We start from the raw sequence: 16491 nt of genomic DNA on the forward strand, positions 1-16491 counted from the left end.
TACAACCCCATTTTTTTGATAGGGCTACAAGAAACCAGAACCATTAGGGATGATTAACCAAACCATACATGATTAAGTTTAACAGCGCATTACGCTTTAAATTCGGGTCGTCTATGACATCAACGAGCAATCAGCCCCACATGCGGTGCTAACCTAGGGCTTGAGGTGATAGCCTTTGTGGAGTTTAAACGCTGATAGCCCTCCAGTTAATTGAAAAGGAGATTGTAGAAAGATTCACCTAGTATCACTAATAAAAAGGCTTTAGCTTTTGGCCTGAGAAATTAAAAGTTAATCCAACGTCCGCTCCTGGCACGGAGCGGACACTGGGTTTACCCTTTCGGTAAAACTTAACTGGAAGATTTCGATACGACACCAGACCCGCTAAACAACATGCGGATACCGAGGCCTATCATGACAACACCTGTAAATCGTTCCTGCCATTTGATAAAGCCAGGGTGTTTACTTAGCCAGTTTCCAAATGTCCCTGATGCCATCGCGACTGACCCCAGGGAAATAATTCCTGCCAGCTTCTGGATACTACCCAGAACAAGCAATTGCAGCCAGACAGGACCCGCGGCAGGATCGACAAACTGAGGAAGAAAAGCAAACATGAACAGCAGGGATTTTGGGTTAGTCAGGCTGTTCAGGGCGCCTTCCTTAACGGCACTCCAGTCAGAAATTTTGGCCGTTTTTCGCAGCCGCGTATCTGTGCCTGAAGTCGCAATCATTTTTATGCCCAGCCACATCAGATAAGCCGCACCAGCCCACCTTAACAGATCTAGTGCAACCGGCCAGGCATGAACAACGGCTACCAGCCCCAGGACAAGAAAAGAAAATTGCACAAAACCCGCTACAAATACATTACCCAGTACCGTAAACAGTGCAATACGTCTTCCCTGACCGACGCCTCTGGCGATAGTTAGCATCATGTCTGGCCCCGGAGAAATCTCCAGAAGCGTCAGCGCGAGAAGAAAAGTGATAAACGTTTCGATGGAAGGCATCTTGGTTGAGTGCGGATAAATATTTCTGCTACGTTACCTCAGTCCGATTCGAGCCGAAAGTGGAATATACTGCAGCGTCTGCTGCAGGCACAGAGCAGACAGAGCAGATACAGAAGCATGATGTCCACTGTAAGCGAGATGCGAACGCTGACCTTTCATCTTTGTACAATTTACACTCTGGCCTGATCTGACATGTATCATAGATACAGGAACTCACTAGCATGATCGGAGATTGCATATGCTGATATATAACGTTTTTGGACGGCATATTGGCGTTCAACGTAAGCATGATCGGTGGCTGGTATTTCGTGCTGACCTGACGGAGAGAAAGTTTTCTCGACTCTATGACATCGCTATTCCTGACGATATGACTGAAGGCGAGATTGCCGGTTGGCTGGGTGACATTTTCCATGAAGCCGCAACCGATCGTCATCCAAATGTGGAACGCATCGAATAAGGATTTAATGGATAGCCTTACGTTGCGCCCGCTCGTGGCACTCACCTGACATGGTATTGCCAGCGATGGCCCCAAAAAAAGCCCGCAATCCGCGGGCTTAGAGATAATTTAGAACCTGTTAGTACCAGACGTATCCGGTTGGGAAATCATTCCCACTCAATCGTAGCCGGTGGCTTACCGCTGATGTCATACACCACGCGGGAAATACCGTTCACTTCGTTGATGATGCGGTTAGACACGCGGCCCAGGAAGTCATACGGCAGGTGCGCCCAGTGCGCGGTCATGAAGTCGATGGTTTCCACCGCACGCAGGGAAACAACCCAGTCGTACTTACGGCCATCGCCCATTACGCCGACAGAGCGAACCGGCAGGAACACGGTGAACGCCTGGCTTACTTTGTTGTACAGGTCAGCTTTGTGCAGCTCTTCGATGAAGATCGCGTCCGCACGACGCAGCAGGTCGCAGTACTCTTTCTTCACTTCACCCAGCACGCGCACGCCCAGACCCGGACCCGGGAACGGGTGACGGTAGAGCATGTCGTACGGCAGACCCAGTTCCAGACCGATCTTACGCACTTCGTCTTTGAACAGCTCGCGCAGCGGTTCAACCAGACCCATCTTCATCTCTTTCGGCAGGCCGCCCACGTTGTGGTGAGATTTGATGACGTGCGCTTTGCCGGTGGCGGAGGCCGCAGACTCGATCACATCAGGATAGATGGTGCCCTGCGCCAGCCATTTGACGTCGTCCAGCTTCAGCGCTTCTTCGTCGAACACTTCCACGAACACGCGGCCGATGATCTTACGCTTCGCTTCCGGATCGTTCTCGCCTTTCAGCGCGTCCAGGAAGCGCTGCTCGCCTTCCACGTGAACGATGTTCAGACCGAAGTGGTCGCCGAACATGTCCATAACCTGCTGGGCTTCGTTCAGGCGCAGCAGGCCGTTGTCCACGAAGACGCAGGTCAGGTTTTTACCGATGGCGCGGTGCAGCAGCATCGCGGTCACGGAGGAGTCCACGCCGCCGGAGAGGCCGAGGATCACTTTGTCATCGCCAACCTGCTGGCGGATACGCTCAACGGCGTCGTCGATGATTTTTGCCGGGGTCCACAGGGCTTCACACTGGCAGATGTCGCGCACGAAGCGCTCCAGCATGCGCATACCCTGACGAGTGTGGGTCACTTCCGGGTGGAACTGCACGCCGTAGAAGCGTTTTTCTTCGTTCGCCATGATGGCAAACGGGCAGCTTTCGGTGCTAGCAACGGTCACGAAGTCAGACGGGATAGCGGTGACTTTGTCGCCGTGGCTCATCCACACGTCCAGCAGCGGTTTGCCGTCTGCGGTCAGGGAGTCTTCGATACCGCGCACCAGCGCGCTGTCGTTTACCACTTCAACCTGCGCATAGCCGAACTCGCGCTCGCTGGAGCCTTCTACGTGGCCGCCCAGCTGCATTGCCATGGTCTGCATACCATAGCAAACGCCGAATACCGGCACGCCAGCTTCGAACACGTACTGCGGCGCGCGCGGGCTGTTCTCTTCGGTGGTGCTTTCCGGGCCGCCGGACAGGATGATGCCGCTTGGATTGAATTCGCGAATCTGTGCTTCCGTGACATCCCACGCCCACAGTTCACAGTAAACGCCCAGTTCACGTACGCGACGCGCCACCAGCTGAGTGTACTGCGAACCGAAGTCCAGGATGAGAATGCGATGTTTATGAATGTTTTCCGTCATTGACGCTAATTCCGAGGCAAGTGAAACAGATGAAATAAATCGCCCGACACGAGGTCGGGCGAAGAAAAATCAGGAGCCCAGACGGTAGTTCGGGGACTCTTTGGTGATCGTCACGTCGTGAACGTGGCTCTCCTGGATACCCGCACCGCTGATGCGTACGAATTCCGCTTTAGTACGCAGCAGGTCAATGGTACCACAGCCGGTCAGACCCATACAGGAGCGCAGGCCGCCCATCTGCTGGTGGATGATCTCTTTCAGACGGCCTTTATAGGCAACGCGACCTTCGATACCTTCCGGCACCAGTTTGTCAGCAGCGTTATCGGTCTGGAAGTAACGGTCGGAGGAACCTTTGGACATCGCGCCCAGGGAGCCCATGCCGCGGTAGGATTTGTAAGAACGGCCCTGGTAGAGTTCGATTTCACCCGGGGATTCTTCGGTACCGGCCAGCATGGAGCCTACCATCACAGCAGCGGCGCCAGCGGCGATGGCTTTCGCGATGTCGCCAGAGAAGCGGATACCGCCGTCAGCGATAACTGGAATACCGGTCCCTTCCAGCGCTTCAACCGCGTCAGACACCGCAGTGATCTGCGGAACGCCCACGCCGGTCACGATGCGTGTGGTACAGATAGAGCCAGGACCGATACCCACTTTGACCGCGCTGCAGCCAGCGTCAGCCAGCGCGCGAGCGCCTGCGCCAGTGGCCACGTTACCGCCGATGATCTGCAAGTCAGGGTATTTGGCACGGGTGTCGCGAATACGCTGCAGCACGCCTTCAGAGTGGCCGTGAGAGGAGTCAATCAGCAGGACGTCAACGCCCGCAGCAACCAGCGCGTCAACGCGCTCTTCGTTACCGGCACCTGCGCCTACCGCAGCGCCAACGCGCAGACGGCCATGCTCGTCTTTACAGGCGTTAGGCTTACGTTCTGCTTTCTGGAAATCTTTAACGGTGATCATGCCGCGCAGGTGGAAGTTGCTGTCAACAACCAGCGCTTTTTCGACGCGTTTTTCGTGCATTTTTGCCAGCACCACGTCGCGGGTTTCACCTTCGCGAACGGTGACCAGACGCTCTTTTGGCGTCATGTACACGCTGACAGGCTGGTTCAGGTCAGTCACGAAACGCACGTCACGACCGGTAATAATACCGACCAGCTCGTTCTCTTCGGTCACCACCGGGTAACCGGCGAAGCCGTTACGCTCGGTCAGGGCCTTCACTTCGTGCAGGGTGGTAGTTGGCAGAACGGTCTGTGGATCGGACACGATGCCGGATTCATGTTTCTTCACGCGGCGAACTTCTTCCGCCTGACGTTCGATAGACATGTTTTTGTGAATAAAGCCAATGCCACCTTCCTGTGCCAGGGCAATAGCCAGGCGCGCTTCAGTCACGGTGTCCATTGCCGCAGAGAGCATAGGAATGTTCAGGCGAATGGTTTTCGTCAACTGCGTGCTGAGATCGGCAGTATTCGGCAGAACAGTGGAGTGAGCGGGAACGAGGAGGACGTCGTCAAACGTCAGTGCTTCTTTAGCGATACGTAGCATGGGCAATATCTCTGACCTGGGTGGTTAAATATTGCCGTGGCATTATACAGAGCGTAACCGATTGCATCTACACTTTTTTATAAAAAAGCTTGCGATTGCCTCTCAGCAGGTTACTATCGACTGAATAACTTGCTGATTTAGAATTTGATCCCGCTCACATGTTATCCTCTCAATCCCCCTCAATTTATACCGTCAGCCGCCTTAATCAGACGGTGCGTTTGCTGCTTGAGCAGGAAATGGGACAGGTCTGGATCAGCGGTGAAATCTCTAACTTCACGCAGCCCTCCTCCGGCCACTGGTACTTTACGCTAAAAGACGATACCGCTCAGGTGCGCTGCGCGATGTTCCGCAATAGCAACCGCCGCGTGACGTTCCGTCCTCAGCACGGCCAGCAGGTTCTGGTGCGCGCCAATATCACCCTGTATGAGCCGCGCGGTGATTATCAGATTATCGTCGAGAGCATGCAGCCTGCGGGCGAAGGCCTGCTGCAGCAAAAGTACGAACAGTTAAAGGCGAAGCTCTCGGAAGAGGGACTTTTCGACCAGCAGTTCAAAAAGCCGCTACCCTCGCCTGCCCACTGCGTGGGTGTCATCACCTCGAAAACCGGTGCAGCACTGCACGATATTTTACACGTTCTGAAGCGTCGCGACCCTTCCCTGCCCGTCATCATCTACCCGACCGCTGTTCAGGGTGACGATGCGCCGGGCCAAATTGTGCGCGCCATAGCGCTGGCGAACGCGCGTCAGGAGTGCGACGTCTTAATCGTCGGACGCGGCGGCGGCTCGCTGGAAGATCTGTGGAGCTTTAACGACGAGCGCGTGGCGCGGGCAATCTTTGCAAGTCAGATCCCCGTGGTGAGCGCCGTCGGCCACGAAACGGACGTGACGATCGCCGATTTTGTCGCGGATCTCCGCGCGCCGACGCCGTCCGCGGCGGCAGAGGTGGTCAGCCGCAACCAGCTGGAGCTGCTGCGTCAGATCCAGAGCGGCCAGCAACGTCTTGAGATGGCGATGGACTACTACCTCGCCAACCGGACCCGTCGCTTTACCCAGCTTCATCACCGTCTTCAGCAGCAACACCCGCAGCTGCGTCTGGCGCGTCAGCAAACTGTGCTGGAGCGTCTGCGCCAGCGCATGAACGTGGCGATGGACACGCAGATCAAGCGCGCGGTGTCGCGCCAACAGCGCGTGACGCAGCGTCTGAACCAGCAGAACCCGCAGCCGAAAATTTATCGCGCGCAAACGCGGATTCAGCAGCTGGAGTACCGTCTGGCGGAAACTCTCCGCGCGCGACTGAGCACCACCCGCGAACGCTTTGGCAATGCGGTGACCCACCTTGAAGCGGTCAGCCCCCTCTCCACGCTGGCGCGCGGCTATAGCGTGACGACGGCAACGGACGGCAAGGTGCTGAAGCAAACTAAACAGGTGAATACCGGCGATGTGCTGACGACGCGTCTGTCAGACGGCTGGGTAGAAAGCGAAGTGAAATCAATTAAACCGGTGAAAAAGACGCGTCAGCGTAAAACCGGATAATTCTTCGCCGGTTACTTACTATACTGCTGCTATTCCCTTTTTTAATAAGGAGAGCAGCATGTCCCATCTTTATAGCGTGATCCCCCCGTATATTCTTCGTCGTATTATCGAAAGCGGTTCCGAACCGCAGCAGCGCTGTGCCCGCCAGACCTTAACCCACGTCCAGACGCTGATGGCCCATATGCCGGGCAAACCCGCCGCGCCGCACGTGAATAAAGCCGGACAGCTGGAGCGGGATATCTACGACGCGAAGCAAACTCAGGAGCTACCGGGTACGCAGGTACGTTACGAAGGCCAGCCGTCAAACGGCGATGTGGCGGTAGACGAAGCCTACGAGTATTTGGGTATTACCCATGATTTCTTCTGGAAAGAATATCAGCGCGATTCGCTCGATAACAAAGGGCTTATTTTAACCGGCACCGTTCATTACGGTCGGGAATATCAGAACGCCTTCTGGAACGGTCAGCAGATGGTATTTGGCGACGGCGACGGGGAAATATTTAACCGCTTCACCATCGCCATAGATGTCGTGGCGCATGAGCTGAGCCACGGCGTGACCGAGACCGAAGCCGGGCTTATCTATTTTGAGCAATCCGGCGCGCTGAACGAGTCGCTGTCGGACGTGTTTGGCTCACTGGTGAAGCAGTACCATCTGAAGCAAACCGCCGATAAAGCGGACTGGTTGATTGGTGAGGGATTACTGGCGAAAGGCATCAATGGCAAAGGGCTGCGCTCGATGTCTGAACCGGGCACCGCCTACAACGATCCGCTGCTCGGCAAAGACCCGCAGCCTGCACACATGAAGGATTTCATCAAAACGCGTGAGGATAACGGCGGCGTACATCTGAACTCCGGCATCCCCAACCGGGCATTTTATCTGGCCGCGACGGCGATCGGCGGCTACGCCTGGGAAAAAGCGGGTTATGCCTGGTACGACACGGTTTGCGATCGCAATCTGGCGCAGGATGCAGATTTTGAGGCCTTCGCAAAACTGACGATCGCGCACGGAGAGAAACGCTCCGGCGGCGACGTTGGGGCGGCCATTAAACAAGCCTGGGAACAGGTGGGAGTGTTGTAAATGCAGGTTCCGGAACTGACGGATGACGCCGTGGTTGAGCTGGCCCGGGAAGGCGGCGTCGCCTATATTCCCAAGCTGAGCGGCCAGCGCACCATCGCGCTCTCCTCGCTCAATGAGGCTCAGCGCCAGCGCCTGGTAAGCATCCTGGAGCAGGCCTTTCCGCGCGGTCAGCCGCCGGGACAGGCCTCGTCACCCGGCAGCGGCGACCAGCGCTATTTCCGCATCCAGATTATCTGGACCGGGCAAAATCAGGCGCACTACGCCGATATCATCGTGCTGGTACCGGAGCAGGAAGCGCCCGAGTCGCTGGTCGAGCTGTGGAAGAAAGGCGAAGGCTGCGTGTGCGATTAACCTTCGGCCCGAACAAACTCCACGCGTTTTTTAGAGATAAGACCGTGGCCGTTCTGGCAGAAATAATCCACCGCCCCGCAGGCTTTTAAGACCTGGAGTGGCTGATGGCACTCCGGGCAGCGGGCTTCAAGCGCAATATCCTTATTACAGCTCTCGCAGTGTGCCACCCCGTTCAGGGGCTCAAGCGGTGCCTGGCAATCCGGGCAGGTAATCGTCATGGTGACTCCTTAAAGCATTCTGGTCTGCAATAATTTTACCACGTTGCGTTCAGTGCAGGCCACGCAGCTGTTGCTGCAAGGTCAGCAGCAGCTCAACTTCCTCGATTCGGCGACACGTTGTGCGGCTCACCTCGTACGGATCCCGTTCAAACAGGCTGTTCGTGCCCAGAATGTGTCCGGTAAGACAGTGCTCGTAGATTGTCCCGGGGATATGCCAGCGCTGAATGTTCTGACCCTCAATCAGCTCCAGCACATCCTCCGCACCGCGCCGGTCGTAGCTAATGATGCGCCCGTCGCGCAACCAGATCCGTAAGCCTTTTTGCCCGCCAGCGGGTCCCGCATATTTATTAAGCCAGATATCCACCGGCACGCCGCTGATGCGGCCCTGCAGATGCGCCTCGCCCTCCGCCGTGGTCAGGTCGCCTTTGGCAATAGCGCGGCCCAGGTGGTCTTTAGCCGTCACCACCTGCAACGTCATCTCATCATTCCCGCCCAGATAACGCACCGTTTCGCGCAGCATCGCCAGCACGTGCGTACCGATATCCAGAATCACGCCGTCAGGGTGACGAAGCGTACGGGTGTCCGGTTCGCCGGTAGCAAAGTTAAGCGCGATGGGTTCTCCTGCGGCGTTAACTCCGCTCGGCTCCTGCAAAAAGCCGTCGATTTTGACGATGTCAGAGACGCTGCCCACCAGCGACCGCTTCACCGTTTCGAGGCGCGCCATCCAGTGATCGAGCGCCAGCACGCGGGGTGCAACGTCGGGGTTTGCCAGCAGCGCGTTGAGCTTTTCGATTTGGGCAAGCGTGGCAACGATCGGTTTTTCAACCACGATGCGGGAAACCGATGAGGCGAGAGCGTGTTCAAGCACCTCAAGATGGTGCAGCGAGGCTGTGGTAATAAACAGGGTATCAAGCGGCCGGGAGAGGAGTTCAGCCAGTGTGGCACAACGCGTTACCCCCTCCGGCTGTTTTACGGGCTGGATATCAAAGCCTAAACAGTGAGGGAGATTATCATAGCATTTTCGTATTGCGGGCAGGTAAGCTGTTTCAACGACTGCGCCAAGACCAACAAACCCTAACAGCATGTTCTTACCTCGTTGAGTAAATTGCCGGGGCATAACGCCGCCCCGGCAAGCCAGAGGTTTATGAGGCGTTAGCTGCCGGTTTAGTCTGCGCATTTTCCAACATGCGGCGTACCGGAACAATGAGGACGATCAGTACCGCGGCACAAATCAGCAGCGCGACAGAGCAGCGCGCAAAGAGATCCGGCAGCATATCCAGCTGGTCGGCCTTCACATGGCCGCCAATCAGACCCGCCGCCAGGTTACCCAGCGCGCTGGCACAGAACCACAGCCCCATCATCTGACCGCGCATTCTCTCCGGCGCCAGCAGCGTCATGGTCGCCAGGCCAATCGGGCTCAGACACAGTTCGCCGAGCGTCAGCATCAGGATGCTGCCCACCAGCCAGAACGGCGATACGCCCGCCCCACCGCTGCTCAGCACGTTCTGTGCCGCCAGCATCATCAGGCCAAAGCCCGCTGCGGCACACAAAATACCGATAACAAACTTGGTGATGCTGCTCGGGCGAATGTTCATGCTCGCCAGCTTCGGCCACGCCCAGCTGAACACCGGTGCCAGCAGGATGATGAACAGGGCGTTGATTGACTGGAACCACACCGCCGGGATTTCGAAATCGCCGATCATGCGGTTAGTGTAGTCGTTGGCAAACAGGTTGAACGAGGTTGGCTTCTGTTCAAACGCGGACCAGAAGAACGCCGCGGAGATCAGCAGAATAAAGCAGACCAGCAGTCTGGCGCGCTCTTTACGGTTCAGGCCCGCAAAGACAAACAGATAGATAAAGTAGAGGGCCACGGACGCCGCAATCACGTAGACCAGCACGCTGGCTACCGCGACCGGGTTAATCACAATCACGCCCTGCGCAATCAGCGTCACGAGCGTTGCCACGCCTGCCGCCAGCGCCAGCAGCCAAACGCCCACTCCGTTACGCTTCACCACCGGGCTGTTCCAGGTGGAGTCGAGGCCGACTTCGCCGTCATAGCGTTTCATGGCCGGAACGGCAAACACGCGGAAGATAATCAGCGCCACCAGCATCCCGATACCGCCAATACCAAAGCCCCAGTGCCAGCCGTGGGTTTTAATCAGCCAGCCGGAAATCAGCGGCGCGATGAGCGAGCCCATGTTGATACCCATATAGAACAGCGAGAAACCGCCGTCGCGACGCGCGTCGCCTTTTTTATACAGGGTACCGACCATGACTGAAATACAGGTCTTGAACAGCCCGGAGCCGAGCACGATGAACATCAGGCCGATAAAGAACAGGTTGTTGCCCATCACCGCCGAGAGCGCAATCGACAGGTGACCGAGCGCAATCAGGATCGAACCGTACCAGACGGCTCTCTGCTGACCGAGCCAGTTATCCGCCAGCCAGCCGCCCGGCAGTGCAGCCAGGTACATGGTACCGGCAAAGATACCGACAATCGCCGAGGCGTTTTCACGCGCCAGGCCCATCCCGCCGTCATAGACGGTGGCGGCCATAAACAGGATCAGTAACGGACGAATGCCGTAAAACGAGAAACGCTCCCACATCTCGGTGAAGAACAGCGAACCGAGCGGATACGGGTGGCCGAAGAACGTTCGGCTCTCTTTTTGATTAACAGTGGATTGCATAATTCTCCCGAAAGGTATGTCGTCGTGCTTGTAAACACCAGCAGGTACGCCGGCCAGTTACGTATCTGGCCGATTTTTTACATGCGGCGAAAAGTTAGTTAACCATTTGATAACCAGGCGCTAGTTTTGTCTAGTACCGGACCCTGGACTTTAAGATGAAAATTCGACGATTGTCTACTTTCTTAGATTTAAACATGGTTAAAAGTGAATAGTGATTGACTTCACACAGGGAAAACCGGCGGTATGATTGGGCAAAAAAAAGCCCGCGATCATCGCGGGCTTTCGTGAGAGCAGCAAAGCTTATTTGCTTTTCTTAATGTGAAAAACCATTAAAACAACAAACTATTATTTTTAATGCATTTTTAAATTCTTATCACATGTATGTGTACACCCTTGGGTACACAAAAAAGGACCATCGATAACTTTTAGAGGTCTAGTTGACCGATGACACCGTCAGTCCGTTAAGAGCGAGGAGCGGAAGTTCGCAAGGCATTACTTATATCGCACCGTCTTGATCAACTGGGAGCAGGTCACATGCAAAACAAGCACGACAATGCTTTCAACTCCATAGCTTAAACAGGGGAAAGGGTATGGTGGTTATGAAAAAGATGCGACAGGCAGAAGCCTCAAGAACAAATCCCCGCCGCAGCGGGGAACAATACATACTCTCGCGGAAAACCAGGGCGGTTAACTAAATCCTCCCTGCTCACGTTAATCAATATTCAGTTCAATGGGCAGAATGCGGAAACTTTTGCTGGTCGCATCGTAGCGTGCTACCAACCCACGCCAACGCGCAATAACGTCACTCAGATACGCTTCCAGGCGCGGGCACTCCACCGAACGTTCATACGAACGGTCTTCATAAGGCACCAGCTTATTGAACTGCAGCTTACGCCAGCGTTCACCGTCGTAGATGCTGGCAAGGTAGTAACCCGAATAGCCCCAGTTGGTATGACCGCCCCAGCGCGCTTGCTTGCCCGCGCGGTCATCGCGGCGATAGACGCGAATCGCCCCTACTGCAGTATGAAATTCATCGCGAACCATCTGGCCACTGACCACAATGCTGTCAATTTTATTATTCATGTTCACTCCTTATTGACTGAAAGAAAATGCCTTTATTGGCGCCTCGCTTTATAGTGGTAGTTTTATCCATCTGGGCCGATGCGTCTGCCGCGAAATTGGGGTAAGCGATGTTCAAACCACCTAGCATGCTAGAAATTATTGCCGCGCTATATGACTCTCTGGATGTGGCACAGAAGCTGCCGCGTCATGAAAAGCTGGCATACAAAGATCACCGTACGCTGCCCAGGCATCAGTTGTCCTACGCTACAATGACGCCACGTCTGCTTTCTTACCTTGTGCATGAGGAACATGCGGGCTTAAAAAATTATCTTGGCAACGTGCAGCGTTTTTTCTGCACGCTGAATGAAGCCGCCTATGAAACCGATCTGGAACCGGCTAGGGCGTTGGAGGTTTACTGGCAGTGTGTTTTCGGGCCGATGCTTGCCGCGCTGCTCTACCATTTTCGCAACGAACGCAATCAGCCTTATGCCATCCATCATATCGGCACGTTATTGTTGAGTTGGGACGTGCAGGAAGCGCCCGCGGAACGTGCTCGTTGGGCAAAAGAGGCCATAAAATCCCAATATGAAGTGAAGGTGCCGCAGTTCACGCAGGCGGTAAACAATATTCGTGGCGATAACATTCAAAGCCGGAGGGTGATTAACAACAATCTGGCGATCCTTGACTTGGAGCTGCAGGCTTTATCACATCCACAACACGAACAAATTCTGGCGGCGGTCTCTGCCCGTTATAACGCGGTGATGATCATCAGGCGTCTCGAAGAGGAAGGGAAAAGTGAATATCTTTTGCAGGTTAGTGAGCTGTTGCAGGCATGTAGCCAGAACCCAGCCAGTGATTTAATGGTCCTGCATAACCGTATCGCGGCTGTTTTACTGCAGGATCACAGCACGAGTTTCTTCCAGTGGACGGGGCATGAGCTGTTATTAGCGCTGGATGAGCATATTGTTCCTAACCTGCAATCGCTTTATCCGGGTATTTTGGATGTCGCCGCAGAGTTTGGCGTCGATGCAGAGTGGCCGGAAATCGAAGCACTCGATGACTTCCTGTTTGAAATCGAGATTTTTGCCTCCGATTTGTCCCTGCTGGGTCATGGATTTATGCATTACTGGTTAATGCATCATTATATTGAACATGGTGATTTAGAAACGGCATTTCGCTTCAGCCAGAAGTTTGAACAGATTGCTGAACAGGTGCATACGGGGCGTTTCCGCGCCTACAACCTATTACATAAAATTGTCCTGCATTGGGCGATAGAAAGAAAAATGCAGCATAATCAATTTGATAATGATGTCTCGCAGTTGATAATGACGCTTCCTGATGAGATATTCTTCCTGTCGTTAAAGAGTGAGAAAGGATTCACATTTTTTTCCCGGCTGGATGACAATGAGCAAATGCTATTACGCCTGTTCAGGGAGTTTAACCTGCACCATGTCAACCATCAGGTCGACCCGTTACAGAAACTGACGGAAATAATGCAAGTGGCGCTGACTGTCTGCGAAGACAATCGCAGCACCACAACGGAGTTATTCCCCGCTTTTAAAAAAGGGTTGAGTAAAAACATCCTACGTACGCAACATGCCCTGCCTTTCACCAAGCGGTTAACCTATAGCGATGCGGTTGAGATACTGGAAGATCTTTATTTCCTGGCGGGGTTAAACCTTGATGACACGATCATGAGATTTCAGCGCGATCCCCGCTGCAAAGAACTGGTTCTGGCATTAGGTAGTCAGTAAATGCGCGATTTTATATTCCCCTTTTGTGGCAATCAACTGCTTATTATTTGGAAATTTAATGACAGGATTTTATGCGGCCACTGAAATTCATCTCAGCATCACTACATCCAATCCCTAAATATTGGTAAAGATGGGGTCAGCTTGGAAAATGGAAAATATCCTATGTTAAGCATGTTTCTTAAGCAGGAATAACAGATCGGTTTGAGCGAAGAGCGGAAGTAGTCACTTTTATGGTCTGCTCTCACGAAAGTGACTACAGAAACAGTTGCAATTCATAGTGACTTATCAATCAGTTGTTGTATTATCGGGTCACTCAAAGCTTCATTATGTAAATAGTTATTGTATTCATTAGATTTCTCTATTTCTGAGAACATATCCCCAAAGATCAAGCCTGCTGTATCCACATTTGGTAATAATTTATCTAGGTACAACTTCGTAATCCCCATACTATTTGTTATCAATTTTTGAGTTTCAATTTTCAGATGAGGATACCCATCTGAAATAAACACAATGAAGCTATCCAGCAAGTTGAGTGCTCTAATCGTGGGATGAGGATGCCAGTTCTTTTTGGTATAAAATTCCATCGGGTTAGGTTTAAGAGGTTCTTGCCATTGCCCAACTAAGCCATAATTGAACAACACTCTAGTAATAAATAAACTACCTAATGCACAATATATTAATGCTAAAAACTCACCATCACTTCGAAAGCCAAACTTTCTAAGAATACTTGCAGCATATAGCACAACTTTGTTAGCGGCACTTTTATCAGCATCGTATTCTAGAATATGTTTTTTAAGATCGAAAGGTCGTTCAAAACAATTCTCTGTAAGATGATTGTCTGTTTTATCTTTGATTGCATTAAACTGGAGTAAATGACGAAATTCATGATGGAACGTAAAGTGAATTGAGCAATCAAGCATGAACTTACTAAATGAGAAGTTTTCGTTTTTATATAACGATGCAAAGCCATCTGAAACACTTTCATTATTTAAAAATGCAGCAAATATTAAACTATCAAAAAAGTCTTTCTTGAATTTATTTCCAATAAGAATAGGATAACCTTTAGTGATTCCCATAATATTATAACCATTACGTTTTGTAGCAAAAGCGTTACATGTCGTAGAGTTATCTATATAAAAAATGACAGGTTCTATCCCATAGAGTTCAGCATTTGTACTGATAAGTTTCTCAAACTCACCTTCGAAATACTTGTATACTTCGAAATTGTTGCCTTCATACTCATTGATATTTAACGTATCCAATCCCAACCCTTCGATAATTTCATTTTTGCTCTTAATCAAAGTTTCACCATTTGAATTTGTCAATAAAGAGAACAGTTTGTTCGTCAGTGTGCGTGTCTGTCTCATTATATCAGAGATCACGAAAGCAGTTAACTTTTTGCATCAAGAAATCGTCAGACCTCTATAAAGCATACTGCTTGAAAATGAATGGTCAGTTATTTCCTTTACTAACTTAGCATCGCACACATATATATGTTTAGTAATACCATTAAATATAATGATAGCACTATTTCTGGCCCCCTCGGATTTCTTGACACTAGTTCTGCGACACGTGCTATCAGTGCATCAATTCAAGCCATTAACGCCTCATAATGTAGCGCTGACCAGCTACCCGTTGATTAACATATTGTGATGCCTGCAATGTCTGCTCATGGCACAGAGCGGACATGTGCATTCCAGCAATCTAAACTAAGCGTTAACAGGTGTTGAAGACGTTCTGTTCCTGTTTGAGACGTTCCGGAACGCAAACTTCAGGTCCCACGATCAGCGGGTTGAATCCGAACCCGTACGGAACGGGTTCTGAGAGATGAACGGAATAGGACGAGGGCAAACGAGAACCACCTTCTTTTTCTTAGCTGCCCGCCCGACCCGACATCAGCTGTCTCTGGATTCAGTCATCAGCACTCTGACGATTTTGTCCACCAGAAAAGGCATCGCCTGATTCAGCTCCGGATCGCTTAAAAGCTTCCCGGCGACCCTTAATGCAAAATGGCGAACGGCATCGTTGTTTTTGCTGCACGGTGTGCGGCTGTAGTCTTGATGCGAATCCCGTAAGCCGGGAAGCGTTTGGCTGTTGTCCTTTGGTACCACCCGCTTAACCCTGTCAGGAAACGGAATCACCGCCATGCACACTCTCCATGCAGGAATAGACTTTGAATTTCACCCATCCTAGTAGTAGGATGGGTGCATGTCAATCCTGCCAGCCGCCTATATCGGGGTCGTGGTCCTCCGGGCCTGTGATTTGACCATCTAGCGTCTTGTCTGCAGGCCATCCCGGCAGGATGCTATCAGACACTGCCCCCCTGTTTCACAGGGTTAAAGACTGGAGACTGAAATGAGCGAACGTTCGCCGAAAGCGCGAGAAATTATGGCAAACACCCGGCAACTGCTGACAGCCGGAGGGTATAAAAGCTTCAGCTATGCCGATCTTGCTGAGCGTGTCGGTATCCGCAAAGCCAGTATCCACCACCATTTTCCCGGCAAGGAAGATTTAGTGAAGGCGGTTGTGCAGGAGTACCGCGCAGAAGCCCTGGCGGGTATGGCGGCCATGGATCGGCAAATCGACGATCCCCTGGCCAAAGTGAAAGGATATGCCGACTTCTGGTCAGCGTGTATTAAGGATGGCACTTCGCCATTTTGCATCTGTGTAATGCTTGCCGTTGAGCTTCCCACCTTGCCTGCTGAAATAGCCGCCGAAGTCACCGGCCATTTCAGCGATCTCTCTGACTGGCTCGCCACCTTACTGAGGGCCGGCGAAGCCCGTGGCATTTTCCTGCTAAATGAAACGGCGGAAGCCGAAGCCCGGACGCTGATGGCGGGCATTCATGGCGCCATGCTGGCCGCACGCGCGTTCAATAATCCGGCGGTGTTTGATCAGATTGCCTCGCCGCTGATTAACAAGGTGGTCAACGTCGCCTGACGGTAGCCCGGTTTACCTGCCGGGCCGCTTTTATTTCAACTCGTCCCCTCCTCTTCCGTCCCCGGACGATCCTTTTACGAATTCACAGACTCGCACGAAAACAGGTTGATCTTTTACCTACCTACTAGTAGGTTTACTGACAAAGAGAAGC

15 protein-coding genes are annotated in these 16491 nt (G+C 52.6%); 6 read left to right on the forward strand and 9 right to left on the reverse strand.

What is annotated here, in order from left to right; genetic code table 11:
- Window positions 1–347 precede the first annotated feature (347 nt).
- Window positions 348–1001, reverse strand: coding sequence for a LysE family translocator (locus ACMWJS_RS03695; RefSeq protein WP_414746631.1), 654 nt, complete (start codon window positions 999–1001; stop codon window positions 348–350).
- A 238-nt stretch (window positions 1002–1239) separates the two neighbouring features.
- On the opposite strand from ACMWJS_RS03695, the gene ACMWJS_RS03700 reads away from it, so the two are divergent.
- A complete protein-coding gene (locus ACMWJS_RS03700; protein WP_032648750.1) occupies window positions 1240–1458 on the forward strand; it encodes a hypothetical protein in 219 nt (72 codons plus the stop codon).
- A gap of 146 nt (window positions 1459–1604) precedes the next feature.
- On the opposite strand, the gene guaA is transcribed toward ACMWJS_RS03700, so the two are convergent.
- The gene (gene guaA, locus ACMWJS_RS03705; protein ID WP_008502126.1) at window positions 1605–3182 is read right to left on the reverse strand and encodes a glutamine-hydrolyzing GMP synthase; all 1578 of its coding nucleotides are present in this window, start codon (window positions 3180–3182) and stop codon (window positions 1605–1607) included.
- Between the two features lie 69 nt (window positions 3183–3251).
- Window positions 3252–4718 (reverse strand): IMP dehydrogenase, encoded by a 1467-nt coding sequence (gene guaB / locus ACMWJS_RS03710; RefSeq protein ID WP_008502128.1) that lies wholly within the window; start codon window positions 4716–4718, stop codon window positions 3252–3254.
- A gap of 158 nt (window positions 4719–4876) precedes the next feature.
- Between guaB and xseA the strand changes: the two genes are divergently transcribed.
- From xseA to ACMWJS_RS03725, 3 genes are read left to right on the forward strand one after another with little or no spacing between them, the layout of a single operon-like run.
- Window positions 4877–6250: an exodeoxyribonuclease VII large subunit gene (gene xseA / locus ACMWJS_RS03715; RefSeq protein WP_262766660.1), complete on the forward strand. Its 1374-nt coding sequence runs from the start codon at window positions 4877–4879 to the stop codon at window positions 6248–6250.
- Between the two features lie 58 nt (window positions 6251–6308).
- A complete protein-coding gene (locus ACMWJS_RS03720; RefSeq protein WP_048226222.1) occupies window positions 6309–7328 on the forward strand; it encodes a M4 family metallopeptidase in 1020 nt (339 codons plus the stop codon).
- A complete protein-coding gene (locus ACMWJS_RS03725; RefSeq protein WP_021241848.1) occupies window positions 7329–7679 on the forward strand; it encodes a protealysin inhibitor emfourin in 351 nt (116 codons plus the stop codon).
- Here ACMWJS_RS03725 and ACMWJS_RS03730 read toward each other — a convergent pair.
- The 4 genes from ACMWJS_RS03730 to ACMWJS_RS03745 form a co-directional block, all read right to left on the reverse strand.
- Entirely contained in the window at window positions 7676–7897 is a 222-nt protein-coding gene (locus ACMWJS_RS03730) for a zinc ribbon domain-containing protein (RefSeq protein WP_023294288.1), read from the reverse strand. The genes ACMWJS_RS03725 and ACMWJS_RS03730 overlap by 4 nt on opposite strands.
- Before the next feature lie 49 nt (window positions 7898–7946).
- Window positions 7947–8981, reverse strand: coding sequence for a Gfo/Idh/MocA family oxidoreductase (locus ACMWJS_RS03735; RefSeq protein ID WP_414746632.1), 1035 nt, complete (start codon window positions 8979–8981; stop codon window positions 7947–7949).
- Between the two features lie 58 nt (window positions 8982–9039).
- Complete coding sequence (locus tag ACMWJS_RS03740) at window positions 9040–10584, reverse strand: peptide MFS transporter (protein WP_414746633.1); 1545 nt, start codon at window positions 10582–10584, stop codon at window positions 9040–9042.
- Window positions 10585–11295: 711 nt separating this feature from the next.
- Complete coding sequence (locus ACMWJS_RS03745) at window positions 11296–11667, reverse strand: hypothetical protein (RefSeq protein WP_111967345.1); 372 nt, start codon at window positions 11665–11667, stop codon at window positions 11296–11298.
- Window positions 11668–11774: 107 nt separating this feature from the next.
- Between ACMWJS_RS03745 and ACMWJS_RS03750 the strand changes: the two genes are divergently transcribed.
- Entirely contained in the window at window positions 11775–13400 is a 1626-nt protein-coding gene (locus ACMWJS_RS03750; RefSeq protein WP_414746634.1) for a hypothetical protein, read from the forward strand.
- A gap of 272 nt (window positions 13401–13672) precedes the next feature.
- Here the strand turns inward: ACMWJS_RS03750 and ACMWJS_RS03755 are convergent, their stop codons facing one another.
- A complete protein-coding gene (locus ACMWJS_RS03755; RefSeq protein WP_414746635.1) occupies window positions 13673–14701 on the reverse strand; it encodes a hypothetical protein in 1029 nt (342 codons plus the stop codon).
- 594 nt (window positions 14702–15295) lie between these two features.
- On the reverse strand, window positions 15296–15547 hold the full coding sequence (locus ACMWJS_RS03760; protein ID WP_414746636.1) for a hypothetical protein: 252 nt from the start codon (window positions 15545–15547) through the stop codon (window positions 15296–15298).
- Between the two features lie 208 nt (window positions 15548–15755).
- Here ACMWJS_RS03760 and ACMWJS_RS03765 point away from each other — a divergent pair, with 208 nt between their 5' ends.
- Window positions 15756–16340, forward strand: coding sequence for a TetR/AcrR family transcriptional regulator (locus ACMWJS_RS03765; RefSeq protein WP_063427870.1), 585 nt, complete (start codon window positions 15756–15758; stop codon window positions 16338–16340).
- Window positions 16341–16491: the final 151 nt, after the last annotated feature.

It is taken from the genome of Enterobacter sp. HK-058-C-ECC, assembly GCF_047531125.1.
Classification (GTDB): domain Bacteria; phylum Pseudomonadota; class Gammaproteobacteria; order Enterobacterales; family Enterobacteriaceae; genus Enterobacter; species Enterobacter quasiroggenkampii.